General features: G+C 46.4%; 20 protein-coding genes. 12 read left to right on the top strand and 8 right to left on the bottom strand.

What is annotated here, in order from left to right; all coding sequences use genetic code 11:
- Window positions 1-88: 88 nt before the first annotated feature.
- Both ACLHR0_RS27605 and ACLHR0_RS27600 read right to left on the bottom strand, forming a co-directional pair.
- Entirely contained in the window at window positions 89-1,867 is a 1,779-nt protein-coding gene (locus ACLHR0_RS27605; protein WP_436490987.1) for a RagB/SusD family nutrient uptake outer membrane protein, read from the bottom strand.
- 32 nt (window positions 1,868-1,899) lie between these two features.
- Window positions 1,900-5,136 (bottom strand): SusC/RagA family TonB-linked outer membrane protein, encoded by a 3,237-nt coding sequence (locus ACLHR0_RS27600; protein ID WP_436490985.1) that lies wholly within the window; start codon window positions 5,134-5,136, stop codon window positions 1,900-1,902.
- A 602-nt stretch (window positions 5,137-5,738) separates the two neighbouring features.
- On the opposite strand from ACLHR0_RS27600, the gene ACLHR0_RS27595 reads away from it, so the two are divergent.
- Complete coding sequence (locus ACLHR0_RS27595; RefSeq protein ID WP_370911020.1) at window positions 5,739-6,113, top strand: transmembrane 220 family protein; 375 nt, start codon at window positions 5,739-5,741, stop codon at window positions 6,111-6,113.
- A 230-nt stretch (window positions 6,114-6,343) separates the two neighbouring features.
- Here ACLHR0_RS27595 and ACLHR0_RS27590 read toward each other — a convergent pair whose 3' ends face one another.
- The gene (locus ACLHR0_RS27590; RefSeq protein ID WP_436490982.1) at window positions 6,344-8,581 is read right to left on the bottom strand and encodes an alpha-L-rhamnosidase C-terminal domain-containing protein; all 2,238 of its coding nucleotides are present in this window, start codon (window positions 8,579-8,581) and stop codon (window positions 6,344-6,346) included.
- A gap of 136 nt (window positions 8,582-8,717) precedes the next feature.
- Between ACLHR0_RS27590 and ACLHR0_RS27585 the strand changes: the two genes are divergently transcribed.
- The 5 genes from ACLHR0_RS27585 to ACLHR0_RS27565 all read left to right on the top strand — a co-directional run bounded on the left by ACLHR0_RS27585 (window position 8,718) and on the right by ACLHR0_RS27565 (window position 11,918).
- Window positions 8,718-9,257, top strand: coding sequence for a DinB family protein (locus tag ACLHR0_RS27585; protein WP_436490980.1), 540 nt, complete (start codon window positions 8,718-8,720; stop codon window positions 9,255-9,257).
- 67 nt (window positions 9,258-9,324) lie between these two features.
- Entirely contained in the window at window positions 9,325-10,065 is a 741-nt protein-coding gene (locus ACLHR0_RS27580) for a 3-oxoacyl-ACP reductase family protein (RefSeq protein WP_370911023.1), read from the top strand.
- Between the two features lie 286 nt (window positions 10,066-10,351).
- Window positions 10,352-10,804, top strand: coding sequence for a MarR family winged helix-turn-helix transcriptional regulator (locus ACLHR0_RS27575; protein ID WP_429044384.1), 453 nt, complete (start codon window positions 10,352-10,354; stop codon window positions 10,802-10,804).
- Between the two features lie 61 nt (window positions 10,805-10,865).
- Window positions 10,866-11,300 carry a DoxX family protein gene (locus ACLHR0_RS27570; protein WP_370911025.1) on the top strand — a complete coding sequence of 145 codons (435 nt, stop codon included), beginning with the start codon at window positions 10,866-10,868 and terminating at the stop codon, window positions 11,298-11,300.
- 30 nt (window positions 11,301-11,330) lie between these two features.
- Window positions 11,331-11,918: a YceI family protein gene (locus ACLHR0_RS27565; protein ID WP_370911026.1), complete on the top strand. Its 588-nt coding sequence runs from the start codon at window positions 11,331-11,333 to the stop codon at window positions 11,916-11,918.
- Window positions 11,919-11,988: 70 nt separating this feature from the next.
- Here the strand turns inward: ACLHR0_RS27565 and ACLHR0_RS27560 are convergent, their stop codons facing one another.
- From ACLHR0_RS27560 to ACLHR0_RS27545, 4 genes are all read right to left on the bottom strand, one after another.
- A complete protein-coding gene (locus ACLHR0_RS27560) occupies window positions 11,989-12,513 on the bottom strand; it encodes a hypothetical protein (protein WP_436490977.1) in 525 nt (174 codons plus the stop codon).
- Window positions 12,510-12,974, bottom strand: a complete 465-nt coding sequence (locus ACLHR0_RS27555; RefSeq protein ID WP_436490975.1) for a hypothetical protein — start codon at window positions 12,972-12,974, stop codon at window positions 12,510-12,512. The genes ACLHR0_RS27560 and ACLHR0_RS27555 overlap by 4 nt, the downstream gene beginning before the upstream one ends.
- A gap of 100 nt (window positions 12,975-13,074) precedes the next feature.
- On the bottom strand, window positions 13,075-14,358 hold the full coding sequence (locus ACLHR0_RS27550; protein WP_429044374.1) for a DEAD/DEAH box helicase: 1,284 nt from the start codon (window positions 14,356-14,358) through the stop codon (window positions 13,075-13,077).
- A 120-nt stretch (window positions 14,359-14,478) separates the two neighbouring features.
- Entirely contained in the window at window positions 14,479-15,003 is a 525-nt protein-coding gene (locus ACLHR0_RS27545) for a YceI family protein (RefSeq protein WP_370911031.1), read from the bottom strand.
- A gap of 160 nt (window positions 15,004-15,163) precedes the next feature.
- Between ACLHR0_RS27545 and ACLHR0_RS27540 the strand changes: the two genes are divergently transcribed.
- Window positions 15,164-15,919 carry a DUF4184 family protein gene (locus tag ACLHR0_RS27540; RefSeq protein ID WP_436490973.1) on the top strand — a complete coding sequence of 252 codons (756 nt, stop codon included), beginning with the start codon at window positions 15,164-15,166 and terminating at the stop codon, window positions 15,917-15,919.
- Here the strand turns inward: ACLHR0_RS27540 and ACLHR0_RS27535 are convergent.
- Window positions 15,895-16,569, bottom strand: coding sequence for an SMI1/KNR4 family protein (locus ACLHR0_RS27535; RefSeq protein ID WP_436490971.1), 675 nt, complete (start codon window positions 16,567-16,569; stop codon window positions 15,895-15,897). The genes ACLHR0_RS27540 and ACLHR0_RS27535 overlap by 25 nt on opposite strands.
- 36 nt (window positions 16,570-16,605) lie before the next feature.
- On the opposite strand from ACLHR0_RS27535, the gene ACLHR0_RS27530 reads away from it, so the two are divergent.
- The 5 genes from ACLHR0_RS27530 (at window position 16,606) to ACLHR0_RS27510 (ending at window position 25,677) form a co-directional block, all read left to right on the top strand.
- Entirely contained in the window at window positions 16,606-17,136 is a 531-nt protein-coding gene (locus ACLHR0_RS27530; RefSeq protein WP_429061824.1) for a DUF1697 domain-containing protein, read from the top strand.
- Window positions 17,137-17,208: 72 nt separating this feature from the next.
- Window positions 17,209-17,685: an RNA polymerase sigma factor gene (locus ACLHR0_RS27525; protein WP_370911035.1), complete on the top strand. Its 477-nt coding sequence runs from the start codon at window positions 17,209-17,211 to the stop codon at window positions 17,683-17,685.
- Window positions 17,686-17,689: 4 nt separating this feature from the next.
- Window positions 17,690-18,220: a hypothetical protein gene (locus ACLHR0_RS27520; protein ID WP_436490968.1), complete on the top strand. Its 531-nt coding sequence runs from the start codon at window positions 17,690-17,692 to the stop codon at window positions 18,218-18,220.
- A 61-nt stretch (window positions 18,221-18,281) separates the two neighbouring features.
- Complete coding sequence (locus ACLHR0_RS27515) at window positions 18,282-22,331, top strand: hybrid sensor histidine kinase/response regulator (protein WP_436490966.1); 4,050 nt, start codon at window positions 18,282-18,284, stop codon at window positions 22,329-22,331.
- Window positions 22,332-22,554: 223 nt separating this feature from the next.
- Complete coding sequence (locus ACLHR0_RS27510) at window positions 22,555-25,677, top strand: SusC/RagA family TonB-linked outer membrane protein (RefSeq protein ID WP_436490964.1); 3,123 nt, start codon at window positions 22,555-22,557, stop codon at window positions 25,675-25,677.
- The last annotated feature ends 9 nt before the right edge of the window (window positions 25,678-25,686 follow it).

The raw sequence follows: 25,686 nt of genomic DNA, 5'->3' as shown, positions 1-25,686 counted from the left end.
GTAAAGTACTAAAATGTTATATAAAAACGAATGCAGCGAAAAAGATCGCTGCATTCGTTTTGTTTAAAAAGGGCGACAGATATAGCTATTAATAATTCGGGTTCTGATCGAGTACTCTTACTCCGCCCACCATTGTCAGATCGATCTGGCGTTGCGGGATGGGGAAATATTCATTTTTCCCTTTGGTGAAATGTCCGCCTTTCAGGTCGTTGGTGATGGCTGATTCGTATTGGATGAAGGCATTCAGCGCCACATCGGCAATGCCCCAGCGAACGAGATCGAAGAAGCGGTGGCCTTCTGTAGCCAGTTCCAGTTTGCGTTCAAAATAGATGGCTTTTAATGCCTGGTCCTTACTTGTAAAAGCAGCCGTGTACCTGCCTATTTTATAATTAGCTGCCATTACCGCAGGATCGAAACCTAACATTGGTTTTGTTGGGTCTTTGTATTTATGCAGCCAGTTTTCAGGGTGATTGATCATCCTGTCGCGGATCTGGTTTACCAGCGCGGTAGCGCCGCCGAGGTCGCCGGTTTGGGCATGGCATTCAGCGGCCATGAGGATAACGTCGGCAAAGCGGATCAGCAGTACGTTGATAGCAGATCCGGGCGCCCAGGAGTGTGCATCTTTGTATTTGTCCTGGTTAAACTGCCAGTACACCATTTTCTTTGGTGCATATGGACCGGCATAAGCTTGATCTCTGATCCAGTTGGCACCAGGGTGGTTACCCCAATCGTGATAAGGCAGTCCTCGGCGGCCAACAGTCCAGTCAAGGCGTGGATCCAGTGTACCTGTTTCCGGTGTGAATGGAGCGCTGGATAACGTATCCTGATCATTCTTTACCGGGTTTGCGTTCCAGTTATCCAGGTTAGGCAACCCGGTAGCGGGGTCTGTACGATATGAGTTTACAAGGTCCTGGGTAGGCTGATAGAATCCGCAGCAGCCGAAGGGGCTGTTGTACGGGAAGTTCAGCATTTCTCCCTGGTTTGCGTTTGCGATGGTGTTGGTACCATCATTTGCGGTCATTTGAATAGCAAATACGGACTCTGAGTTATTCTTTTTGGCGGCATCGAAGTTATCTTCGAATGCGTTGGTGAGTGCGTATTTAAGGCCATTGGAAGTAACGCCGGAGGCGATTGCCTGGTCGAACAGCGGCATTGCTTCTGTATACTTTTTCTGATAGAGATAAGTTTTGGCCAGGTAGATCTGTGCGGCCCATTTATTTGCTCTTGCCACGTCGCTTTGTGTTGGCGGCAGATTATCTGTTGCAAATTTAAAATCGGCTTCAATAAAAGGCCAGATATCCTTGTCATTCTTGATACGGACTTCCAACGTGGTATCTGTGATATATGGTACTTTATTGAACAATTTTTTCAGTTCAAAATAATAGTGACCACGAAGGAAACGGGCTTCTGCTTCCACTTGTGTTTTTTCGGCGGCACTCATATCTGTTGCCTTTGGAAGTGCTACCAGTACTGCATTGGAACGGATCACCCCTTCATAAACAGCTCTCCACTTGGTATTAAAGAAACCGTTGCTGGGATCTACCGTAAATTTTGCGATGGGATCGATACCTGGCTGGTCACCACTGAAGCTGCCTTTGTGTGCATCGCCACCGGCTACGCTGCCATAGATCCAGTTGGTAGGAGACGCTTCCCAGGGGCCGCCGCCGCCGAGTGCTGCCTGGGCGGTTTGCTGTCCGTCGAGTGAGGCATAGGCGCCTACGAGTAAATAACCGATACCGGATTTATTCGCTACAATTTCATCACTAAGGGAGCCGAGTGGTCCCCGTTCGAGGAAGCTCTTTTTACAAGCACTGATTCCTACTGCTGCCAACGCAAGAATTACACTTAAATATCGTAATGTTTTCATTTTTCTCAATTTTACTTTTCAGGAAAAAATTATCAGAATGTTACATTCACACCAAGCAGGTACTGACGCTGATTAGGATATGCTCCTTCATCCACACCAAAATTGCTGGTACCACCGGTAATTTCAGGATCTATACCTGAGTATTTTGTAATGGTAAACAGGTTTGCAGCCTGGCCATATACCCTGAATTTTGTAATACCCACTCTCTGGAGTATGTTACTGGGTATGGTGTATCCCAGCATGATATTTTTCGCACGCAGGTAAGAACCATTCTCAACAAAATAGGAGTTCGGCACATTGGAGGTACTGAAGGATGGAGATGTTTCCTGGATAGGTGCTGTTGCGTTCTGACGGGTTGGCAACCAGGAATCATACAGGGCGGTTTTGCTTTTCGCACCTTCGAAGGAAGGATAGAAGTCGGTCCACCATTTCACCTGGTTCCAGATCTTGTTGCCTTGTACTCCATACACGAACATGCTGAAATCCCATGCTTTATAAGTGAGGTTGATATTGAGGCCGTAGCTGAACTTCGGATTAGGGTTACCGAGGTAAGTACGGTCTGCTTCTGTGATCCTGCCGTCGCCATTCACATCTGCATATTTGAAACGGCCTGGTTTTGTATCTGTCTGGTATACCAGTGAATTGTCGTTATACTGTTTCCTGGTAGCTTCGTTTGCAGCATCTATCTGTGCCTGGCTGTTCCAGAATCCATCTACTTTATAACCAAAAAATTCGCTGATGGACTGGCCCACAGCATTACGGATAATGAATGTACCGTTAAACCGGCGTTGTTCCTGGTCGAAGTAAGGAGCAGCGTCTGATATTTTAACGATTTCATTATTATAGGTAGTGATGTTACCGTTCACTTCCAGCTTGAGGTCTTTAGTAAGATTCAGGTTGGCGGTAGCAGAAAAGTCGAATCCTTTATTTTTCATTTGTGCCACGTTCACATAAGGAGCGTTAGCTATACCATAAACACCGGGTAATTCGGGGTTATACAGCAGGTCTTTTACATCTTTACGGTAGTAGTCTGCGGTAACTTCCAGTGCGCCTTTGAACAGGGTCGCGTCGATACCGATGTTAGCGTTTACGTTACTTTCCCATTTTGCATTGGGGTTACCGATACGTGTGCGGTAGAAGCCCTGCATGATGGAGTTACCGGTGCCTTTCAGGTCATAGAAGGAGTTTCCTTTTTCAAATCCGTAAGCGGTGAAGGAGTTCTGAGGATCTACGTTGATCTGGTTACCCATGATACCATATCCTCCGCGGATTTTCAGATCTGAGATCCAGCTGACACCTTTCATGAATCCTTCCTGCGACATACGCCAGGCGGCGCTTACAGCGGGGAAGTTACCATACCTGTTGGATGAACCGAACCGGGAAGATCCGTCACGGCGAATCAGGGCGCCCAGGAGGTAACGGTCTTTATAAGAATAGTCTACCCTTGCGAACAGTGAGAATAGTCCATCAGAGAAACGGCCGCTATAATTGGTTGGCGTACCGCTACCTGTGCTAAGGTTGGTGAAGTCGGGATCAAAAGTAAAATAATCGAGGTTGCTTCCACCAACGGTGCGTCCCTGGTTATCGAATGCCTCTGTACCCAGCAGTACTTTCAGGTCATGTACCTGGTTAAAGTTCTGATGGTAAGTGAGGGTGTTGGTCCAGGTCCAGTCGTAACCATTTCCTGCGTTTTCTGTGTACGAGTTCACCTTATTGTTCTCGGCGTTTTCGTATTCAGGCAGCGTAAAGCTGTGGTTATTGAATGAATAGATTTCACCGCCAAAGCTGGTGCGGAGGGTGAAATGTTTCAGGATGTCTGCTTCTGCAAACACGTTACCCAACAGGCGGTTGGCCAGTGTTTTGGTAGTACCGAAGCGGTCCTGGATGGCTACGGGGTTACGGGCATTACCCAAACCTTTACCGAAGCTGCCTGCATAGTTGCCCTTGATGTCGTGTACCGGGATGATAGGCATTTCGCGGAAAGCCATACCGATACCGCTACCTTCTGTAAGTGCGCCGATCTGCGGGTTATTGATCAGGGAATATTCCATATTCTGCCCTACACGGATATGATCCGTAACGTTATAAGTGCTGTTAGCACGAACTGCATAACGTTTGTTATAGGTATTGGTTAATGTACCCTGCTGGTTAAAGTAATAGAAAGAGAAAAAGTAGCTGCCGATATCGCCGCCACCTGCTACTGATATATTGTGGCTGGTGATAGGCGCCGGGTTAAATATTTCGTGGAACCAGTCGGTACCTGACTTGTTGGCTTTTACGATACGGTGAAAAGCATCTACATCACTGGCTACCTTGTAGTTTGGATTTACGAAATAAGTAGATGGATCTGTGCCGGGATCTCCTTCCATTGCGCCCTGCGGTGCGATATAATCCGGCAGGCGTGGTGTGGCACCGGAACCATATTGTTCATCTTTGTATACCGGATTGGGCGTTGTGTTGGCGATGGCCATCCATTTCAGGTTTGCCTGTTCCTGCGGGCTGAGGATATTCCATACATTGCCGCCTTTGGGACGCTGTGTTCCATAATACCCATCATAAGAAACCTTTACTTTTCCGGTTCCTCTTTTGGTGGTGATAATGATAACGCCGTTGGCTGCACGGGCACCGTAGATAGAGGCAGCGCCTGCATCTTTCAGTACCTGCATGGTTTGCACATCGTTGGGGTTTATGTCTGTGATGTTAGAGATGGGTACTCCATCTACTACATACAGTGGTGTATTATTTCCGAAGGTATTTACGCCACGGATCTTCACTTGTGGTTCCTGGCCGGGCTGACCGGAGCCGAGGATGGTAACGCCGGAAACCTGTCCCTGTAGCTGGTTAGCTATCTGGGAAGTGGGTTGTTTGGTGAGATTTTCCACTTTTACAATGGACACTGCACCGGTAAGGTCTTTCTTTTTCTGGCTGGCATAACCGGTTACTACTACTTCTTCCAGTGATCCTACTTTCTCGGTGAGAGAAACGTTTACTGGTCCGGTTCCCACTACTGTTTCCTGCGGATCATATCCCACAAAGGAGAATACAAGTGTTTCGCCTGATTTGGCCATAAGGGAAAATGCACCGGAGGGATCTGTGGCAGTACCCCGGTTGGTACCTTTCACAAACACCGTAACGCCTGGCAGCGCATTGCCGGAGGCTTTGTCTGTTACTTTACCCGAGATTTTTGTTTGTGCTGATACAGTGTTGCCGGCCAATAGCAACAAGAGGCCGCATAGAACGGCGAGTGCCTGGTAAAATTGCTTTTTCATAACGTGATTTAAGGGAAACGTTTAAGAAAAAAAATTGTTAGTAAATAAGGATTCCTATCTATTCTATATATGTCACCTTATTGAACAGTCACAACTTTGCATACAGATTCCTTACCCGCTGCATTTATTTTTTGCGGCAGGTCAATTTTCAATAAATACAAAGCATTAGTTTTTCATCACTGTGCATGATGCGCTACACGGTGTCAAAAAAGAAACAAGTGTCTGTTCAACAGTTAAACGATAACTACTAGTGAATGATGAATTATACTATAAAACAAACACTGATAATCAAGCTGATTCAGGTCATTTGACTTTGTTTAATTGTTTAATCCGATACGATAACTTAATTAATAATAATGTGAGAATCTTTTGCTCTAGTAACAAACATTTCTAATCTCAGATTTTGGTTCTCACGTGGAACGATGTAATGAACCGAATATATAACATTATTTTAGCCCAAACAAGTAGTCTTTTAACATTTTCTTTAAAAGTGACAAAATTGCAGACTGTCATTCCACTATTCCACACTGCCGGGATAAAATAATACAAGGAATATAGTTTTGAAATTCTTTTGTGTATGTTTAAGTCCTAATTTTTGTGTCATGAAAATATTGAATATTGTGTTTTGCCTGATGTTCGTTTTGTTTGCAGGTTTACAGTACAATGATCCCGATCCTTATATATGGATGCCCATTTATCTTTATTCTGCCTTGTTTTGCTGGTTTGCCGCCCGTAACCGCTTTTACCCGAAGTGGTACATTGCTGGTATACTGGTATACCTGGCTTATGCCATTTATAAGTTTTTTGATCAGAACGGGGTGGAGGACTGGTTCACCAAACACAACGCAGAGAACCTTGCCGAAACCATGAAAGCAACCAAGCCCTGGATTGAAGAAACACGCGAATTCTTTGGATTGTTCATTTGTATCGGCGCATTGGGGATAAATTATTTTTACTCGCGAAGAAAACGCGCGTAACGCGGATGTTGTCTTGGCTCAGGATTACGCTGATTTTACTGATTAGCTGGATTTTTACTTTTGGATTTTTTTGATTTCTTAGATTTTTTAATAATAATTAAGGGAGATAGAAGCGAAAATATCCGCTTTTATCTCCCTTATTATTAATCTGAAAATCCAAAAAAATCCAAAAGTAAAAATCCAGCTAATCAGTAAAATCAGCGTAATCCTGAGCCAAGACAAAATCCGCGTTACAAAGCGATTTCCTGCGGCCCACCGTGCAGCGTGATCTCCTTTCCGCGCCAGCGGAATTTGCCAGTGATACCGAACGGGACCCTAACGGTGCCGGTTACACGATTATTTTTAAATGCAAGGTCTACTTCTATTAAGCCATCAGGATGTACCATAGTGGCTTTTACCTGCGGCGAGGCGCCGGGATCCGGCGCTATTAATACGGTTCTGAAGCCATAGGAGGAGGATTGGATACCGGCCGTAATGCCCAGCAGGAAAAGATTGGCCACTGAGGCCGTTGCCTGGTAAGCGGCTGCATTGTTCTGTTCCAGCAGCACGGTGAGCGGCTGCAGTTCTGCCGGGAAGGTTTCTGTGATGCCGGTTTCCTGCATTGCTTTGAAGATGTAATACTTTTCACGCAGCGATTCGCCTGGCGCCGGCTTTTCTGCTAATAACCGCTGCATCACGTTTTTTACCTGCCGGGGTGGCACCGCCTGTGCCAGTACAGCCAGGGCATTGGTATAGCGCGAAAAAGTTTTCTTTGCGGCGGTTTCCGCGTACAACCCTTTCCCCGCATCATAACATTGCTGATACCATACTTCCCTTGCTTTATCTGCCGTGCGGGTATAGGCGAGAGAGTCTGCCGGCTTGTCGCAATAGCCCGCAATAACAGCTGCCTGCCGCAGGGCATACAGGTACTGACCTGTGGCGGGCGACAACGCCACGCTATCGTTGTAAGGCATAGTGCCGGGTAAACCGGTAACGGGGTCCTGGTAGCGATCCACCCAATCGAGGATACTGCGTACTCCCGGGAAACATTGTTTCGTCAGTTCTTTATCTGCTTTATAGCACAAATAATCGTGGATAGCGCCTATCCATACCAGCGCATCTGTTACCGATACCAGCCGGTCGTCCGACGGATAACGGGAACGGACAAGGCCCTCTGGAATGCGCGACTGGTCTGTTTGTACCAGCGCATTTCTGAGCAGTTGATCATCTCCCGAAAAAAAACTGATGGCAAGCCCCTGTATGCGGGCATCCTGTATATACTGAAGCTGCTCATTGAACGGATCATTGTACAGGTTATCCTGCGCGCCTGTGAGTGCAGCCCTTTTACCAGCGGCCCAGAGCGAATCCGCTGCCGCGCCGGCGGTGAAGGTTGATTTATCATTCAGCAGGTACTGTGTATATACGTTATAATAGTCGTGTAATGTAACAGGCGATTTGCCGGTTTCAATATCCAGTTGCACATACCGGAAGCTGCGATACCCGGAAGAGATGAACTTACGGCGGGCGCCGCCATCGGGATGAATAACATCCTGTATCACGGTGCTGCTGGTATACGCCGGCTGATAAGTAATTTTGATAGCAGCATCCAGTCCGCCGCTGATCAGCATTTCAGGGAAGCCGATGGTTTGTTGTCCTGCGTCCAGCAGCAGCCTTACTTTTCGTTTAGCCGGAATCGTTAATGGCGCGGTGCCTTTCAGCAGGGCTGCTTCTGCAGTAATTCCCTGTTGTGAAGTAATGCCGGCGAACGACTGCCGTTCCTGGTACAAGCGGCCTATGGGAGATGGTGCAAGCAGCGGCCAGTTATCCGCGCTATTGCCTTGCAGTGCTACGCCATGCCCTGCTGCTGCGGATTCCCAGTCACTGTCGTTATATGCAGGCTGTTCCCAGCCCCAGGGATGGTATTGCGCAATTATGCTATCGCCCGGGAAGGCGCCGTAGAAAGCGTTACCGGTGGTTTTTACGGCAGCCGGATGTACCGACTCATCTTCCATTACTTTCCACGAAGCAGAACCGGTGTTGATAATAGCGGCTTCGCGTGGTGTATGTCCCTGTATGACCAGGCCGGTGCTATTGGTGAACTGGCCGCGCGGCTTACAGGGGCCGAAGTTGATCACTTCTGCGGCAATTACGTTGACTCCATATTTCAGGTAAGGGCTGATATCTATTGTTTCATAGTACCAGTTGGCAGCGTCGGAGCGTGCAGGTCCCATTCCGGCAAAGCGTCCATTTACATACAAACGGTAACGGTTATCCGCAGAAAGGTGGATGATAAAGGGACCGGAATAATTGAGCAGCTGGAACTGCTTCCTGAAAAGATACACCCCATAGGCGGCCGGGGTGGCATTATTGCCGGAAATCCACCTGGCGTCCCATTGAAAGGGGCTATCAGGGCTCTTCTCCTGCGCGTGCAGGGTGGTGGCAAATCCGATGAGCGCCTGCAGCAGCAGGCCCCGTAACAGATATTTCATAGAAAGAGATTGTAGGTAGTCAGGATATATTACTTACAAATATATTAAATATATTATTAAGATGATATAATAAGGGGAAACGGTCTGCTGCCAGGGGAAAATGTTCGTATATTCAGTTTCCTTTAAAACTCACCAGATGAAAAAAAATGCCATCCACCCTGACTCGGGATATTACTCCACCTATACTAACCTGGTACCAGACGTAGATATCAAAACTGCCCTGGAGCAGTCGTTACACGCACTGAATGAACTTGATGCCGCGCAGCTGGAGCCATTGGGGAACTATGCCTATGGTCCCGGCAAATGGACTATAAAGAATGTACTTCAGCATATTACGGATACCGAGCGGGTGTTTTCTTTCCGCGCCCTGTTATTTGCCCGGAAAGATGCCCAGATACCGCCCACGATGGAACAGGACGACTACGCAGCGAATGCAGAAATAGATGAGCGGAGCGTATCAGAAATCCTTGCGGAACTGAAAGCCGTACGTGCGGCCAGCATTATGCAGTTCAATAATTTCTCTGAAGCGGCGCTGTTACGGACAGGGATGTGCTGGAAAACGGAAATGTCGGTACTTGCCCTGGGCTTTGCCATTGCCGGGCATCAGACACACCACCTGAATATACTCCGTGAGAAGTACCTCCAGCCCAATTCTAACATGAAGGTTAGTAGTTAACAATTAGTACTCCTCTTCTTTACACCGGTTAGCCGGGCTAGTTTTGCCAGCATAAAATCATTTATTTATGAAACGTCTGGAGAATAAGATAGCCCTGGTAACAGGAGGTAGTCGTGGTATGGGCGCCGCCATTGTAAAGCGTTTAGCCGGAGAGGGCGCCACCGTGGTGTTCACCTATGTAAAGGGCGCAGCGCCGGCAGCAGCGCTGGTGGAAGAATTAACCGCAAAAGGACAGCAAGCTACTGCTGTGGCAGCAGACAGCGCTGATGTGAATGCAGTGCTGGCCGCTGTGGAGCATACGGTTAATAGTTATGGCCGTATAGACATACTCGTTAATAACGCCGGTACCGCCGTAATGAAACCGTTTTCCGATTATACGCTGGAAGACTATGAGCATACCATGGCAGTAAACACCCGTGCCGTATTTGTAGCCACACAGGCAGCCACGCGGCATATGGGCAGCGGCGGCAGGATCATTACTATTGGCAGTTGCATGGCCGACCGTGTGGTTGGTCCGCAGGGTACCCTGTACAGCATGAGCAAATCTGCACTTACCGCTTTCAACAAAGGATTGGCGCGCGACCTGGGTTCCAGGGGTATTACCACCAACCTGGTACAACCTGGACCAGTAGATACCGATATGAATCCGGCCGATGGCCCTCATGCCGATTATCAACGCCAGCACATTGCACTGGGTCATTACGGTACGGCCACTGATGTAGCCGGCCTGGTGAGCTTCCTGGCAGGTCCTGAAAGCGGTTTTATCAACGGTTCCGCGCTGACGATCGATGGCGGGCTGAATAGCTAGTCCAGCGGATTTTGTCTTGGCTCAGGATTACGCTGATTTTACTGATTACCTGGATTTTTACATTTGGATTTATAAAGGATTAAGGGAGATAGCAGCGGTGATATTCGCTGCTATCTCCCTTACTTATTATATTATTAATCTGAAAATCCAAAAAAATCCCAAAGTAAAAATCCAGGTAATCAGTAAAATCAGCGTAATCCTGAGCCAAGACAAAATCCGCATAAAATTTGGCAATATGAAAAATACACTTACCTTTGTTGTATAAACAACAGTTGTAAATGTAATTATGAAACTGGAAGAGGAACTGAAGCAAACCCGATTTAAGGACGAATACCAAAAAGCTATTCTCAATATCATCTTTACTGGTAACTGGCTGGAGGTGGGCGCTTCTCATATGCTAAAGCAGTATGATTTGTCCAGCCAGCAATACAATGTATTACGTATACTTCGTGGAAGCAGTCCTAATCCGTTGAACCTGCTGGATATCCAGGAGCGGATGATGGATAAGATGAGTAATGCCACCCGGCTGGTAGAAAAGTTACGCCAGAAGGGATTATTAACGCGGCAGCAGTGCGACAGCAACCGCCGGAAAGTGGAAATTGAGATCACTGACAAAGGACTGGCTTTATTAAAGGAACTGGATCCGGTGATAGAAAATAACCACCAGGAAGTGACCATGAAACTGACCAAAGAAGAGGTGAATACCCTCAACAATTTGCTGGATAAACTACGTAGTTGATTTTTTTTGCCCTAATACTTGTATATACAATAAAAGTTCAAACGCTAATAATTATACCCTTATGTTTAAAAGATTACTTCGCACAGACGATCACCTCACTTCCTTTATTATCCGTATTACCGTAGCACTGGTAATGTTGCCACACGGCGCACAAAAACTACTTGGCATGTTTGGCGGTTATGGATTCAAGGCCACTATGGGTTACTTCACTTCACAGGGTACTCCTTCTATCCTTGCTTTCCTGGTAATATTTACCGAAAGCATCGGTTCACTGTTAATCCTTTTTGGATTCACCACCAGGATATGGGCAGCCATGCTAACTATTATCATGCTGGTAGCTACGAACATACATTCTGCTAATGGCTTTTTTATGAACTGGGGCGGCACGCAGGCAGGTGAAGGCTTTGAGTATCATTTACTCGTAATTGGAATCAACATTGCATTGATCATCAAGGGCGCCGGACGCTGGTCCGTTGACCGTCAGCTTTCTAAATAAATAACTATCACACTCAATAAAAAAACAATCATGAAGAAAAGTTTCTTTTTTACTACCCTCCTGGTATTAGCCAGCATCGCCACCTTTGCCCAGGTAAAATGGAATGCAGATCCTGCACATACCAGCATCATCTTTGGCGTAAAACACTTAGGCCTGAGCTACGTACAAGGTCATTTCACCAAATTCAATGGCACCATTGAAACGGCCGACAGCACCAACTTTCAGAATGCAAAAGTAGATTTCACGGTAGATGCCACCAGCATTTCCACTGGCGTAGATCAACGTGATGGCCACCTGAAAACAGATGATTTCTTCAACGTTGCGGAATATCCTTCTATTACCCTGAAAAGCGTTTCCTTAAAGAAAGTGACAGGCGATAAATATGTTTTGCTGGCAGATCTCACCATCCGCAATACAACAAAACGTGTAACCTTCGACGTTACATACAACGGTGTGATTAAAGATCCGTGGGGTTTGAGAAGAGCAGGGTTCACTGCTAAGACTACCATCAATCGCCTTGATTTTGGAGTAAAGTATGCAGACAAATTACCTTCCGGTGTATGGGCAGTAGCACCTACTGTTGACATCACTGTAAACGTAGAGGCAGTAAAGCAATAGTTACAGATTTAGATAGTGTTTTTGAGTAGCGGTCCCGGTGTAAGCCGGGACCGTTTTTTAGTTGATGATACTAAATATGGACATTCAGTTTATTCTGTACAAACTGCTTTTCCTTCTTCCTGATAGATTTATCTGTTTTAATAAAATGTTCTTTTTTCTTTTCCACTAGCCGATACCAGTAATCGGCGGGAATGGCCCGGTTAGAGTGCAATTCCAATCTTACTGTCACATAATCAGGCGGATCCCTTTTCAAATTGATTAACTGGCTCAACAAGGTTTCATCAATACTGATTTCTTCTGCAAATACCTTCCGTTTCTTCTCTAACAAGCCAACATATTCACCAAGGAAATATCCGAATGACAAATCAGGATTAAAAGTATTGCCATTTATATAATCTTCGAGCTGAAAACGCAGACTTAATAAGCCGCTGATAAGCTTATCCTTATCTGTTGCAGCCGCCCGTCTTTTTTCCCTGGCCATTGCCAGCTGTACTGCCGCTTCCTTTCTTTGCTTTTCAGAGAGCTTAACCGGGAAGACAAAAGAAGATGCCAACTCATCTGGAGATTTTTCGTTTCTTGATTTCTTCTGTCTCATAAAGTATATTTTGCAACAATGTTATTTAATGCGTCCATATCGAGATAAAGTTGCCAGCCGGCATCGAGCATACCATATTTTTTCATATAGTGTTTTTTCAATGCAGTTTTTGGAACCAGCGAAACACAAGCATAAGGTCCATACTTAGCGAGTGCTGTGCGGCCGGCAAAGGCTATCATACAACCCGCAATTCCTTCATACGGGCCATTTTTTCCTACATATTGTCTGGAAACTTCCAATAATTTTATTTCTACCCGTTCTTCCACGGCATAACATATCAAACATACCAATCCCAGAATGTTATGATCTGGCAAAACCAGTTTATAAACTTCGCCACCCTTAACCACCTTCTTCCAATCAAATAAAAACCGTTCCCGTGATATCGTTTTAAAATCTTCTTTTTCAATCAATTGAATCAAAACATCTATAGATATCCCGGATGATTTTTCTATGATCTTCATCCTTGAAATTACAGAAAAATTGACAAAATATGCCAACTTAAGCTCAGAAAAAAAGCTATTCCTTCCGGAATAGCTTTTTTCTGAGCTTTTTAAGATCGTTTTATTTCTTCTTCGCTTTTTTCTTCACATTCGCCGCCGCTCTCTTCTTCACTTTTTTCTGCACTTCCTCCATTTCCTTGTTGTGCTCATCCAGCAGGAGTTGCCAGTTGTCATTGGGAATATCTTCAGAGAAGCTGATGGTTTCGCGGTAATCGTCCTTATTGATCTTCATTTCAGTGATTTCCTTACCGAGGAATTTCTGAATTTCATCCAGGATCGGTTTCTCTTCTGTGCTGCAGAAGGAAACGGCCTGACCTTTCTGCACACCACGGCCGGTACGGCCTACACGGTGTACATAATTTTCCGGGACATCAGGCAGGTCGTAGTTTACCACATAGTCGACATTGGGGATATCGATGCCGCGGGCGTTTACATCTGTGGTAACGAGTACTTTTATATCGCCATTTTTGAACTCTGCCATTACATCGAGCCGGTCGCCCTGCTCTTTGCCACCGTGCATGGTGAGGGATTTGATCCCGATACGTGCCATAGCGGCCATTACGCGTTCTGCCCGTACTTTGGTACGAACAAATACAAGGATTTTGCTTTCAGGAAATTCCTTGATCAGTCTTTCCAGGAAGAAACGTTTATCATCCATTTCCACAAAGGCTACTGCGTGGCTCACATTTTTGGCAACGGGATCTTTGGGAGATATTTGTATGCGGATGGGATTATTTACGACAGAATATGCCAGGTCCTTAATGTCTTTATTCAGCGTAGCGGAGAAAAACAGGGTCTGGTGTTCGCGGGGAATGTGTTTGATTACATCGCGGATATCACGGATAAAGCCCAAATCAAGCATATGATCGGCTTCATCGAGTACCAGGGTTTGCACCTGGCTCAGGTCAATATGTCCCTGGTTAATCTGGTCAAACATCCGGCCGGGAGTGGCAATGAGTACATCCACGCCCTTTTCCAGCACCCTGATCTGGGGAGCTTGCTCAACCCCGCCTACAAGGGCCAGGATGCTGAGTTCTGTATATTGGGCGATAGATTGGAAAACTTCTGCTATCTGGATGGCGAGTTCCCGTGTGGGCACCATTACCAGGCACTTCACTTCGTACTTATTTTTCCGGGAGCGGCGGTCCTGCTGTTGCAGGCGGTGCAGGATAGGGATGGCAAAAGCCGCTGTTTTACCGGTACCGGTTTGTGCGATCGCCATTACATCATCCCCGTTGAGGATGGAAGGAATGGCCTTAAACTGTATATCTGTAGGCTTTTTAAAGCCCATTTCTTCTAAACTTTCCTTTATTTCTGAGGAGATATTATATTGTTCAAATTTCATGTGACATCATTGGAAAGCACAAAGATAGCCAATAGCTGTTAGCTTTCCTTTTTTAACAAAATGGCGTGGAGAAGAAGGGAAATCCCTTCTTCTCCACGCCATTATACGTTGCAGGGAAAGCTATTCTTTCACCAGTTGTATTTCCATGTTGAGTTTCACTTCGTCGCTGAGCACAATCCCCCCGGCTTCGGTGGTGGCATTCCAGCGCAGACCATAGTCGGCCCTGTGCAGGCGGCCCTTGAGTGCAAAACCGGCTTTGGTCTGACCGTAAGGATCTACGGTTACGCCCGCATGCACCACATCCAGTTCAATAGGATGTGTTTCGCCTTTAATAGTGAGATCGCCGAGCAGTTTGTATTTCTCGTCATCAATTTTCTTCACTTTCTTAGAAACGAAGCTGATCTTGGGGTGATTGGAGGCGTCAAAAAATTCGCCGTTGCGCAGGTGCTCATCCCGTTGATGGTTTTGCGTGTCAATACTATCTGCTGCCGCTTCGAAAGAGATCGTAGCATCACGAAAATCATCGCTCTCTGTTTGAATTTTCCCGGTAAACCGTGTAAAATATCCACTCACGTTCGTAATCATGAGATGCTTAACTTTGAATCCTATTTCGCTGTGTGATTCATCAATTTTCCAGTTTGTCATAGCACATTGTTTTTTATGTTTTCAAAGACTCAATAAAAATAAGTGTAAATCACAGCAATGACGTTGGACATTTTACCGGAAATGGTGGACGATTATAACATTAACATTTCCTTACCAGATTTATTAAAATTCAATTAAATTTATTAGACAATTCCCGAAAATGCCATTTACGATATCACATGCAGCGATAGTTGTCCCCTTTGTAAATACCTCCCGCAAATACCTGTCAGCAACCGGTTTAATCATCGGCAGTATGGTACCCGACTTTCTTTACTTCATTTTACTGAATCCGTACTTCAGTGGCGGACATCAGTGGTGGGGAATTTTCGTATATGATATACCGTTAGCCCTACTGCTCGCGTATGTTTATCATCTTATCGTAAAACCGGTAGTGCTTCCTTACCTGCCGGCGTGGGCCAGCGACCGACTGCATCTGTTCAGGCCGTTTAACTGGGATACCTACTTCCGCGAACATTACGGCGTAGTGATCTATTCTGTTATACTGGGCATACTCACGCATTTCTTCCTCGATGCGTTTACGCATGAAGAAGGCGGATTTGTGTCATACATATCTTTTTTACAAAAAGATGTAACGGTATGGCATCATCCCATGAAAATGTGGTACCTGATGCAATACCTCAGTTCTGTAGCAGGGCTGTTGGTGATGTTATATTTCTTTCTGAAACTTCCGCGGGTGAATAATCTCCCGAAAGTATCACTGCAGCTGAAAGCACGCTTCTGGATTACCGTGGCCGTAATAAGCGGATTAATGTTACTGGTGAATGAGTACTTTCATCATATCGACTGTAAAGGCATGGATTACCTGGCCACCGCGCTGGGCGGCGTTTTCTACGGCATCCTGTTTACCGTGGGATGGTATTGGTGGGTTACTTATTCATCACGGTCTATGCGGTAACTCCATTCCATGTGGAGCGTATCCATAATAGCTTTATACTTTTCTTTCCGGCTGGTACCAATATACGCACCATTCGCCTGCCCGTTCTGCTCGGTGGTAAGCACAAGGATATCTTCATAATCATTGGTAAAGAAACGTAGCAGCTGGTTAGAAATACCGGTTTGCTCCTGCCAGTTTGTAGTAACGGCGGCGATGTGTTCCGGCGTGAGGTCTTCTTCCAGGTCAGTGAAGGCCGTGTATGGAAGTCCACCCAGCGCGCCATTCCACCAGGCCATCGATAACAGGAAATGTTCCGTTGTATCGGCGTCGGTAAACCACTCCTGCCGGGCACTGTCGTAGGTACCAAATACCGGCGGATCCGGCAACGCGAGATCTGCTTTGGCAATGCCCCACAGTACCACCGCCTGATTCTCTTCATAAAAAATCAGGTGATCATCTTCCGAAAAACCAATTTCTCCCAGGGAAGTTAAACGGTTAAAACTATCGTTCACCATTTTGTTTTTACCTATAGCAAGATAGTATTGCCGCAATGCTGCCGGTAATTGAAGCTGTAAGCGGGCTTCCAGCGCGGCTATTTCTGCGGCTGTATAACCGTGATTGGCATCTTCCGGTAAGTTGTATAATTTGTGGATGATTTGTAGATAGTGCATGATAAAACAAACATACAAAGTAAAGTTGAAAACCACATGGCCAGATACGTTGCATTTTTAAGAGCAGTAAACGTTGGGAAACGAACCGTTAAAATGGAAGATCTGCGCCGGCAGCTGGATACCGCAGGCTTCAAAAATGTAAGCACCTATATCCAGAGTGGCAATGTGATGTTTGAATCCGGCAGCAATAATGCGGCGGCGCTGTCTGCAAAAATAGAAAAGCTGCTGCTCACTACTTATGGTTTTGAAGTGCCCACTATTATCCGGTCGGTGCCCGAACTGGAAAACGTGGTGAAACTCACCCCGTTCCCCGGCGTTATCCCGGATAAAACCACGCAGGTGTACATCACCTTCCTTTCTGCCGACGCCGGCGCACATGCCGCATCCGTGATCGCCTCGCTGCAGTCGGCCGCGGAAACCCTGCATATGAACGGCCGCGAAGTGTATACCCTTATACGGAAAGACCTGGAAACCAAACCCCTCGATGTCATTACGCGACTGGAAAAAAAGCTCGGGCTTCCCTGTACTACCCGCAACTGGGCTACGGTGAACAAGGTGATCTGGTAACGGATCAATAATTTCTTTGTGAAAGTGTAAGTTTTTTCCGCATCCTGCAACTAACCCTGATAAATACCCTGCATGGACAAACCCGCATTTCTCGATACCATACAGCAGCACCAGGGCATCCTGCATAAGTTGTGCCGCCTGTACCGCGATAGCCGGGAAGACAGGGAAGACCTGTTCCAGGAGATGATCTACCAGCTTTGGAAATCATATCCTTCTTTTGAAGGCAATGCCCGCATCAGCACCTGGATTTACCGGGTGGCACTCAATACCGCGCTGGCCGACTTCCGCCGGAAGAAACCCGATATTACCTATACCGATAGTTTGCCGGAACTGCCCGACAGCGCTAACAATGCGGCGGCATCAGTACAACAGGAACAGCTTTTTGCCGCACTCAAACAACTGAGTGATGCAGAAAAAGCCATCATTGCACTGTATCTCGGTGATATGAGCTACCAGGAAATTGCAGATATTATTGGCATAGATGAAAATTATGTGGGCGTAAAACTTAACAGGATTAAAAGCAAGATCAAAAATATTCTAAAATTATAAACACATGGATCCTTTAAAATCAGCATGGGACAACGCTCCCACCCCTGACCGGGACATTTCCGCTATCATTGGCAAACACACTTCTCCCGTATTAAAAGATATTAGAAAACAGGTGATACTGGAAGCCATCGGATACAGTATTTTCCTGATCGTATACTATGATTTTTTTGACGGCGACAAAAAACCATATTACCTGAACCTGCTGTTGGTGGTATCGGTATTATGTATGCTGGCACAAAGTGTTACAGGGTATGTATTGGCCCGCAGTCCTGCGGTGGAATACAACCTGCTGGAGAGCATGCGAAAAAAATTGTACAATATCAGGAAGTACGCGCTGATTACCATCTTCACAAAAATCCTTGCCTTTGCGGGCATCTTTGCATTCTTTCTTGCCAGCATTCGCTGGACGCAGCAAAAGTACCTGACATTGATCCCGCTCGTTATCATTGTTGGTGTACAGGCCTATTTCCAGTGGAAAATATGGAAAGGAAGAATTTACCGGGTAAAGCAAACAGTAGAAGAGTTAAATCAGTAAGAAGATTGATGGTGGTAATCTCTGGCAGAAATAATAGCTTTATGGCTGTTAAAATGAGCCTATGCACCATGTGAGGAAATTTTGTTTTATTTTATTACTGTTAGGAATGGTAACGGGAGATAGCTTCGCTATTGGTTACCCCATCAGATACCTGGGTATAGAGGACGGTCTTTCCAACAATGCCGTTACCAGTGTATACCAGGACCACAAAGGCTTTATGTGGTTTGGTACTTACGACGGACTAAACAGGTTTGACGGCTATAAATTCAGGATCTACCGGAATAAAATTAATGACAGCAGTTCCCTCGTGGATAATGGTGTATACACCCTGGCCGATGACATCCATCACCAGTTATGGGTAGGCGGGCGAAGAGGCGTTTGTGTTTTCAACCCGGTGAGCGAAAAATTCACACTGCCGCGCTACCTGCCCCTTCACAGCAACACTTCCCGGATCATCAGCGAAAATACGCATACCATAAAATCAGATGAAACCGGCAATATTTTAATCGGCACCGAAAAAAGCGGGTTATTGCTGTTTAACAGCCGGCAATCTGCCGGTAAACAGATTCCCTTAACAATGTACCACGGCGATGTTACCGATTATGAAGTAACCGCCATTGAATTCAGCGGAACTGCAGCCTGGGTATTTGTACAACATGTAGGTTTGTGCAAATATGATATTGCGAGACAGCAGTTGACCATCATCAACAGGGATATCAGCAGGGGCAATTGCCTTACGGCAGATGGAGCCGGCAACATCTGGCTGGGTACAGATGCCGGGGTATTCCGCTACGTTCCTGCCACCGGCAAATATTCAGAAAATGTACTACCCGTAAACAGCAAGATCGTTAGCCTGTACATCGATAAGGACGGGACCATGTGGAGCGCCTCGGATGGTAATGGTATTTACCTGGTGAATACCGCCAACAGTACCGCCAAATCCTTTACCACCGCTGACGAACAACAACTGAGCAGCAATGCCGTGTATTCCATTTATGAAGACCGTCAGGGCCGCAAATGGATTGGCACCCTGCGTGGCGGCATCAACATTGTAGAACCCAAACGCAACCCGTTTGAATTTAATATGCCCAACAGGGACCCGGTGGCCCGCGTAGTGGACAATTTTATCTTCTCTTTTTGTGAAGACAACCACAAAAATATCTGGATAGGTACTGATGGCGGAGGGCTTAAATACTGGAACAGGGAAAACAATACCTGGACCACCTATAAACATACCGGCAACAGTAATACGGATATCAGCAGCAACTTTATTACCTCCATTATCCAGGACGCCCGGCAGAACCTGTGGATTTCCACCTGGTTTGGCGGCGTAAACAGGTATAACGCTGCCACCGGCACTTTTGAACACTTTGTATGTTTTAATCCTTACACCCGCACTGCCGAAAACAATGTGTGGACCGTGTATGAAGACCGGCAGCAACAACTTTGGGCCAGCACCACCAACAACGGCACCCTGTACCTGTTTAACCGGCAGCAAAACCGTTTTGAACTTTTCGACAGCAGTCTGGTAAACCTGCAATGCCTGGCAGAAGACAGGGATGGCCAGCTGTGGGGAGGCAATTATTCCACCCTTATCCGGATAGACCGTGACCGGAAACAGCACCGGCGTTTCAACATTGGCTACACGGTGCGCTCCATCCACCAGGACCAGAACGGAACGTTTTGGGTGGGCACCGATGGTGGCGGATTATTGAACTTTGACCGCAAAAACGGAAATTATACACGATTTACCACCTCAGAAGGACTTCCCAGTAACTCTATACTGCGGATGCTGGAAGATAAAACCGGCAATCTTTGGCTTAGCACATTTAATGGTTTATCGCGGTTTGACCCGAAGAAAAAGAGTTTCCGCAACTTCTCTGCTTCCGATGGACTGCAGAGCAACCAGTTCAGTTTTAATGCCGCCCTGAAATTACAATCCGGGGAATTCCTGTTTGGTGGCATCAAAGGATTCAATATTTTTTACCCGGATAGTATTTATTCTCAAACCACAATTCCCCCGGTTTTATTAACCGCCGTGAGAATTAATAATACTTCCGTGACGGAGCTGGATCAATATGTATCCAAACGAAGCCAGGAAGAGATCCGGGAAATTACCGTGCCTTATGATAAGGCCACCATTGCATTTGACTTTGTAGCACTGGAATATACCTTACCGGATAAAATCAGCTATGCGTACCGCCTGCAGGGGTGGGATAATAACTGGAACTATGTGGGGCAAACCAGAACCGCCAACTATACGCATCTGCAGGAAGGCAGCTATGTTTTTGAGATCAAAGCCAGCAATGCCGACGGCGTGTGGAGCAATGCCATTCACACGGTATCAGTGGTGGTATTGCCGCCCTGGTACCGGACCTGGTGGGCTTATCTCCTGTACATTAGCAGCATTATGGCCGCTATTTATGCCTACACCCGGTATAAGGCGCGGGAAGAAAGGCTGAAATATGAGATCAAGCTGGCGCATCTTGAAAATGAAAAAGAAAAAGAGTTGAATGAGAAGAAATTATCCTTCTTCACCAATATTTCCCATGAGTTCCGGACGCCGCTCACGCTGATCATTACCCCGCTGAAGGAACTCCTGCAAAATAAAGAATATCCTGATCTCAGCGTGGTATACCGCAATGCCCGGCGTCTGCTTAGCCTGGTGGACCAGCTCCTGTTGTTCCGCAAAGCCGACCGGGAGGGCGATCAGCTGAACATCTCCCGGCTGGATATTGTGCACTTGTGCAACGAAGTATACCAGTGCTTTTCCCAGCAGGCCAGGATGAAACAGATCGACTACCGTTTTGAATGCCGGGATACGCAACTGGAAATATATGGCGATAGTGAGAAACTGGAAATCGCTGTATTTAATCTTCTTTCCAATGCGTTTAAATTCACCCCCGAAAACGGCAGTATCATTTTTGAAGTAACCAGTGATGACGCACGGGTTACGATTGTCATAAAAGACAGTGGCTGTGGTATTGAAGGAAGCGCCGGTAACCGGATCTTCGAAAAATTCCAGCGGGCGCAGGACCGGAAGGAGTCGCTGCAAACAGGCTTTGGTATTGGCCTTTACCTGGTAAAGCGTTTCATCGACAGTCATCATGGCAGTATTGCCTACCAAAGTGAGGTCAACAAAGGCACCGCTTTCCATATCACCCTGAAAAAGGGAAGCGGACATTTTGCCGGTGTGCTGCTAAGGGAAAATGCACCTCAGAAATCTGCTTTCCTCGAAGAACTCACCACTGTTGCGGCCTTGCCTCAACCGGAAGTTCCCGAGGCAGAAGGGACGACTACCACGATTACCGAAAAGAAATCGATCCTGCTGATTGATGATCATGATGAAATACGGCAATATCTCCGGCAGCTATTCAAAGACAAATTTATTGTATATGAAGCTGACAATGGTACCAGCGGGTTTGCCGCGGTTCAGAAATTTATGCCCGACCTGGTGATCAGCGACATCCAGATGCAGGGTATGGACGGGGTGGAGCTATGCAGTAAAATCAAACAAACGGACACTGTAAGTCATATCCCTGTGATCCTGCTTACCGGGTCTTCCGCATCGGATACACGGCTCCGCGGCCTGGAAGGCGGGGCAGATGATTATATTACCAAGCCATTTGACAAGGACCTGCTGATGGCCAAGGTGAATAACATCATCAAGAACCGAAACCTGCTGCAGCAGTACTTCTTCGACCGCATCACCCTCAAAAACAGCAATATTAAGGTACCTGCCGAATACCAGGACTTCCTGAAACGGTGCATAGAGATCATTGAAGACAACCTCGAAAACGAGGAGTTCTCCATTAAAAAGTTCACCCTGGAAATCGGGATGAGCCACTCCAGTTTGTATAAAAAGGTAAAATCCATTTCCGGTCAAACCATCAATTCCTTTATCCGGTCCATCCGCCTCCGGAAGGCAGCCGTTTTGCTGCTCAAGGAAAACTACACCATTACGCAGGCAGCCATGCAGGTGGGCATTGGTGATGTCAAATATTTCCGTGAACAGTTTGTAAAACTGTTTGGGATGAACCCTTCCGATTATGTAAAAAAATACCGCCATTCCTTTAACCGGGACTTCAATGTCACCGAAACAGAGGGGTAAATCCCTATAAATAGCCGTGGTTGGCGCTTTCGATATCTTCCGGGCAAGACGCCCGGGGGAAATACCCCTGTAATATTTTACGATTTTACCCCCTTTTTTAAATGATTTACCCCCTCTATGATGTCTGCCCGGCATAGTACATTGCGGGTATCATGAAAAGATGCGCACATCTTCCATGCAACCAAAATGGGTATTCCACTCTTCCAATTTAAATTATTGCGTTATGAAACAACTTCAATCCGGAACGGACCATCAGGTGTTTGTCCTATTACGGCGCCAACCTTTCTTTCAACTTATGCTGGCAATCACCTTATTATTGATGGGAATGAACGTGCAGGCACAACAAACCCCCATTACGGGAAAAGTAACCGATGCCAGTGAGCCTGTTCCCGGTGTTACAGTACGTGTAAAAAATAAAGCTACTGGTACGCTGACAGATGCGGAGGGCAAATTTTCCCTTAACGCCGCACCGGGTGATACCCTGATATTTAACCACATCGCCTATGAAGCGATGACGGTGCCTGTAAAGAACCTGTCTCCCTTAAAAATAGCATTGACATCCCTGAGCAAAAGTGTAAATGAAGTAGTGGTAGTGGGATATGGCACTCAAAAGAAAGCTACGCTGACCGGATCTATTTCCGTGGTAAAAGGAGCTGATATTTTGCAGAGTCCACAGCCGAACGTGTCCAATGCTCTCACCGGCCGCTTTTCCGGGGTTATTGCCAACAACCGCTCCGGCGAGCCGGGAAAGGATGGTTCCCGCATTACTATCCGCGGACTAGCCACTACCGGCAACAATGATGTGCTGATGGTAGTAGATGGCGTACCCGGACAAATAGGTGGTTTGGAACGGCTGGACCCCAATGATATTGAAAGCATATCGATATTGAAGGATGCATCTGCCGCGGTATATGGTAGCAGGGCCGCCAACGGCGTAATGCTGATCACTACTAAACGGGGTAAAACCGGCAAACCGGTGATCAATTACAGCTTTAACCAGGGATTTTCATCTCCCAGCCGCTTGCCCAAAATGGCCGATGCTGCCACTTATGCGCAGATCAGGAATGAAATCCAATATTATAATAATCCTGCTGGTGGTATGAACCAGTTTTATACTGACGAGCAACTCCAGAAATTCCGTGACGGGTCAGACCCGGTGAATTTCCCGAATACCGACTGGCAGGAAGCTACTTTAAAGAAAGTGGCCACCCAAAACCAACATAGTCTTTCCGTAAATGGTGGCAGTGAAAATGTGCGTTATTATGTTTCACTTGGCATGATCAGCCAGGATGGATTGTATAAAAGCGGGGTGACCAAATATAACCAGTATAATTTCCGGTCAAATATTGATGCAGATGTAACGAAGAGATTAAAGGTAAGCCTGTATTTATCGGGCAGGGAGGAAGACCGCCTTTACCCTACTACCAGTGCAGATGACATTTTCCGGGGTATTTACCGTGCTTATCCTACCGTGTTGGACAGGTATCCGAACGGATTGCCTACCACCGGTATTGAAAACAATAACCCGGTGATGCAGGTAACTGACGCCGGTGGTACTGCGCGCAATCCTACACAGGTATTTAATGGTATCCTGAAAGGATCGTATGCCATACCGGGTGTAGAAGGGTTGTCGCTGGACGGATACTTATCGGCTGATAAATCCTGGAGTTCCAATAAAAGCTTCGCCACTCCTTATAAGGAATACACTTATAACCAGACTACACAATCGTACGATAAAACAGTGGTAGGCGGTTCCAACGGACTGGCTTCACTTGCCCAGCAGCAGCGGAACATGACGCTGATCACCAGCAATATTAAGCTGAACTTTGCCCGTCGTTTTGGCCAGCATAATATCACGGCCCTTGTTGGCTATGAGCAAAGCAAAACTGACCAGGATACCTTAGGTGCGATCCGCTTGAACTTCCCAACGCCGCAAACGCCTGAGATGTCGCAGGGAGGATCTGCTGCCACGGATAAAAACAATTCCGGCACCAGTTACAGTTTTACGAGAAAAAGTTATTTCGGCAGAATTGCCTATGACTATATGGAAAAATACCTGCTGGAAGTACAGGCCCGTTACGACGGTTCTTCTATTTTCCCGAAAGGCGAGCAGTATGGCTTTTTCCCTTCCGTATCTGCCGGCTGGCGCGTTTCAAAAGAAGAGTGGTTTAAAAACGTAAGTTTTATTAATGATCTGAAGCTGCGCGGCTCTTATGGTACCCTGGGAAATGACAATGTGGGTTTATTCCAGTATTTCGATAACTACTCCATCGTAAACCAATACGTAACCGGTGGCCAGATCCTTTCTGGCATTGATCTTACCAAACTGGGCAACCCGTATATCACCTGGGAGATTGCGCGGAAAATGGACCTGGGTTTTAATATGGCTTTCCTGCAACATTTCAACCTGGAGTTCATTTACTTCCAGCAGAAGCGTTCCAAGATCCTTACCCAACGGAATGCGTCGCTGCCGCAGACTTCCGGCATTGTGAATCCATTCGATCCTGCTTTCCCGCTGGTACCTGCTGAAAATATCGGTAAGGTAAACAGCAATGGTATAGAAGCGACCCTGGGTTACGACAACACTACCAGCGGCGGTTTTCACTATAACATTTCCGGTAACATCACCTATGCAAAGAACGAAATCAAATTTATAGATGAAGCCCCCGGCACACTGTCTTATCAACGGAAAACCGGTGGTCCTATGAACAATTACCTGCTGTATGACGTGATCGGTATATTCCGGACTGCGGATGACCTGAATAAGAACGTACACCTGTCGGGTGCGCAACTGGGAGACCTGATCTACCGCGATGTGAATAATGACGGACAAATTAATGCAGATGACCAGGTAAGAACAAAGTATGGCAACATTCCTGAAATCACCTATGGTATTATACTTGGCGGTGATTACAAAGGATTTGATTTGTCGGTGTTATTAGCCGGACAGTCGCATGTAAGTCAATATGTATTACCTGAATCCGGTACCATTGGTAACTATTACAGCAGCTGGGCAGATAACCGCTGGAGTCCCACCAATACCGGCGGCTCGTATCCAAGAGTAGATGAACGCGCTTCTAATTCTGTAAATGGCGGCCGTTTCCAAAATAATTTCTGGCTCAACAACGCTGCTTTCCTGCGGTTGAAAAATGTATCGCTCGGTTATACGTTCAAATCGGACATTCTGTCCCGCATAAATATTGGCAGTCTGAGAGTGTATGCCAACGCATTTAACCTTTTCACCATTACCAAGGTAAAAGACTACGATCCTGAAGGAAATAATGAAAGGGGACAGTTTTACCCACAGCAGCGGATCATCAATGTGGGTGTAAATGTTAGATTCTAAACCAGAAAA

Origin of the sequence: Chitinophaga sp. ARDCPP14 (assembly GCF_051362515.1) — a bacterium.
GTDB lineage: Bacteria > Bacteroidota > Bacteroidia > Chitinophagales > Chitinophagaceae > Chitinophaga.
This window is presented reverse-complemented; position numbering and strand designations above follow the sequence as displayed.

What these genes read in the sequence shown, in the direction of transcription:
- ACLHR0_RS27605 (WP_436490987.1), bottom strand. Translation starts at nt 1,867, where the DNA reads ATGAAAACATTACGATATTTAAGTGTAATTCTTGCGTTGGCAGCAGTA.
- ACLHR0_RS27600 (WP_436490985.1), bottom strand. Translation starts at nt 5,136, where the DNA reads ATGAAAAAGCAATTTTACCAGGCACTCGCCGTTCTATGCGGCCTCTTG.
- ACLHR0_RS27595 (WP_370911020.1), top strand. Translation starts at nt 5,739, where the DNA reads ATGAAAATATTGAATATTGTGTTTTGCCTGATGTTCGTTTTGTTTGCA.
- ACLHR0_RS27590 (WP_436490982.1), bottom strand. Translation starts at nt 8,581, where the DNA reads ATGAAATATCTGTTACGGGGCCTGCTGCTGCAGGCGCTCATCGGATTT.
- ACLHR0_RS27585 (WP_436490980.1), top strand. Translation starts at nt 8,718, where the DNA reads ATGAAAAAAAATGCCATCCACCCTGACTCGGGATATTACTCCACCTAT.
- ACLHR0_RS27580 (WP_370911023.1), top strand. Translation starts at nt 9,325, where the DNA reads ATGAAACGTCTGGAGAATAAGATAGCCCTGGTAACAGGAGGTAGTCGT.
- ACLHR0_RS27575 (WP_429044384.1), top strand. Translation starts at nt 10,352, where the DNA reads ATGAAACTGGAAGAGGAACTGAAGCAAACCCGATTTAAGGACGAATAC.
- ACLHR0_RS27570 (WP_370911025.1), top strand. Translation starts at nt 10,866, where the DNA reads ATGTTTAAAAGATTACTTCGCACAGACGATCACCTCACTTCCTTTATT.
- ACLHR0_RS27565 (WP_370911026.1), top strand. Translation starts at nt 11,331, where the DNA reads ATGAAGAAAAGTTTCTTTTTTACTACCCTCCTGGTATTAGCCAGCATC.
- ACLHR0_RS27560 (WP_436490977.1), bottom strand. Translation starts at nt 12,513, where the DNA reads ATGAGACAGAAGAAATCAAGAAACGAAAAATCTCCAGATGAGTTGGCA.
- ACLHR0_RS27555 (WP_436490975.1), bottom strand. Translation starts at nt 12,974, where the DNA reads ATGAAGATCATAGAAAAATCATCCGGGATATCTATAGATGTTTTGATT.
- ACLHR0_RS27550 (WP_429044374.1), bottom strand. Translation starts at nt 14,358, where the DNA reads ATGAAATTTGAACAATATAATATCTCCTCAGAAATAAAGGAAAGTTTA.
- ACLHR0_RS27545 (WP_370911031.1), bottom strand. Translation starts at nt 15,003, where the DNA reads ATGACAAACTGGAAAATTGATGAATCACACAGCGAAATAGGATTCAAA.
- ACLHR0_RS27540 (WP_436490973.1), top strand. Translation starts at nt 15,164, where the DNA reads ATGCCATTTACGATATCACATGCAGCGATAGTTGTCCCCTTTGTAAAT.
- ACLHR0_RS27535 (WP_436490971.1), bottom strand. Translation starts at nt 16,569, where the DNA reads ATGCACTATCTACAAATCATCCACAAATTATACAACTTACCGGAAGAT.
- ACLHR0_RS27530 (WP_429061824.1), top strand. Translation starts at nt 16,606, where the DNA reads ATGGCCAGATACGTTGCATTTTTAAGAGCAGTAAACGTTGGGAAACGA.
- ACLHR0_RS27525 (WP_370911035.1), top strand. Translation starts at nt 17,209, where the DNA reads ATGGACAAACCCGCATTTCTCGATACCATACAGCAGCACCAGGGCATC.
- ACLHR0_RS27520 (WP_436490968.1), top strand. Translation starts at nt 17,690, where the DNA reads ATGGATCCTTTAAAATCAGCATGGGACAACGCTCCCACCCCTGACCGG.
- ACLHR0_RS27515 (WP_436490966.1), top strand. Translation starts at nt 18,282, where the DNA reads ATGCACCATGTGAGGAAATTTTGTTTTATTTTATTACTGTTAGGAATG.
- ACLHR0_RS27510 (WP_436490964.1), top strand. Translation starts at nt 22,555, where the DNA reads ATGAAACAACTTCAATCCGGAACGGACCATCAGGTGTTTGTCCTATTA.